At 30.6% G+C, this 1,606-nt stretch carries 1 protein-coding gene; it reads right to left on the bottom strand.

Annotated elements, in window-relative coordinates; all coding sequences use genetic code 11:
- Positions 1–280: 280 nt before the first annotated feature.
- Positions 281–1,414 carry an ISAs1 family transposase gene (locus FFR48_RS27770; RefSeq protein WP_137669564.1) on the bottom strand — a complete coding sequence of 378 codons (1,134 nt, stop codon included), beginning with the start codon at positions 1,412–1,414 and terminating at the stop codon, positions 281–283.
- Between the last annotated feature and the right edge of the window lie 192 nt (positions 1,415–1,606).

The following is a 1,606-nucleotide window of genomic DNA, read 5'->3' as shown; positions in this document are numbered from 1 at the left end:
CAGGGGAAACGCATCTAAATTATCTTGACAAAATATCATATTAGTGAATCAAGATGAAAAAAATATCTACTTTCATTCAAAATCTGATTAATTCCTTTATTAATATCCTAAAAGTTGAATAAATTGAGGGTAATTATTTATTTGTGATAATACATTTATTTAGTTTACTTATATATATTAATATCTATATTTTTGGACATCAAAAAGCTAGATTCTATTGCATAATCAACAGAAAAATAAATTGTTTATATTTATGATTGTCTATATTTTCTGATTTTTATCAGATACATTCTAAAATTTTTTCTAAATATTCATCATCCCATCCTGCACAAAACTGCTTACTTTTAATTCCTAGTTTTTGGCTTTTTTCTTTTCCTAAAAGATTAACTGCTATATGACGAAGAACTGCAAAGTTTTGTGGTGCATTATCCTTTCTTATCCGACAATCATCTTCTCTAAGAGCTACATCTAAAACCCAATGCAATGAGTTCTCTATACCCCAATGACTACGGACTGATTGTCCTAGTAATTTCGCATTACCTGTCAAACTACTAATATAATAACGGGTTTCAACCTTGGTTTCTCCATTGACTTTTCGTATATATTCTACCATTCCTATGCTTTGGAGATTTACCCATTTATTCTCTGGATCTATCCTTTCTTTTATATCTGATAACATCAGATAATGACGTATTTCTTCTCTTCCATGTTCATCTTCTTTTGTGTGAAATTTACTATGTTTGAATCCCTCAAATCCTTTGGCTATAGCCTCTTTGAAGATTTCTTCTACATTTTTATATAAATTACCTTGATTCTTTTTTAGTGCAATAATATATTCACCTGACTTCTCTACAATTGATTTAACAATCTCTTTTTGACATCCCATCGCATCAATCGTTACTAAACATCCGGCTATCTCTAATACTTTAATTAATTCTGGTATTGCTGTTATTTCATTTGATTTTTCTTCTACCTTACATTGTCCTAATACTAGGCGATTAGTAGTTGCCCATGCACTCACGATATGAATAGCACCTTTCTCTTTTCCTTTATCGTAAGAATGCCTTAGTGTTTTACCATCTATTGCTATGACCTCCCCTTCTGTAATTTTGTTTATTGATTTTATCCAACTCAAAAAACAGTTCTGAAATTGTTGTGGTTCTATTCTTGCAAATACTCTGGCAAATGTATCATGGGATGGAATTCCATTTGGCAGTTCTAAAAATTGTTTTAGCCATTTTTCTTTCTTTTTTCCATAAGCCTCCATTAATACCCAACTATCTACTCCACATATTACTGCACAAATGGCGATGGTCACAATATCAATTAATTTATGCCTTTTTGTCCGTTCAACTCTCTTATCTTCTAAATCTTTAAAGTGATCTGCAATTGTGATTTTTGGTGGTAGCTTCATTTCCCGCTCTTCTCTATTTGTTTTAATTAACAATACCACTTCACCCTATTTTATTAATTCTTCTGGAAACGAATTTACCATTCAATTTTCTTTGTATACATCTACCAACTTTATATTACCTTGTTAATATCACCTTTTTCGGTATTCATATAAGTTGCATTTTGTCAAATTAAATTAGATGCGTTTCCCCTG

Origin of the sequence: Sphaerospermopsis reniformis (assembly GCF_005402885.1) — a bacterium.
GTDB classification, from domain to species: domain Bacteria; phylum Cyanobacteriota; class Cyanobacteriia; order Cyanobacteriales; family Nostocaceae; genus Sphaerospermopsis; species Sphaerospermopsis kisseleviana.
Note: the sequence above shows the minus strand (reverse complement) of the source record. Positions and strands in the feature narration are given on the sequence as shown.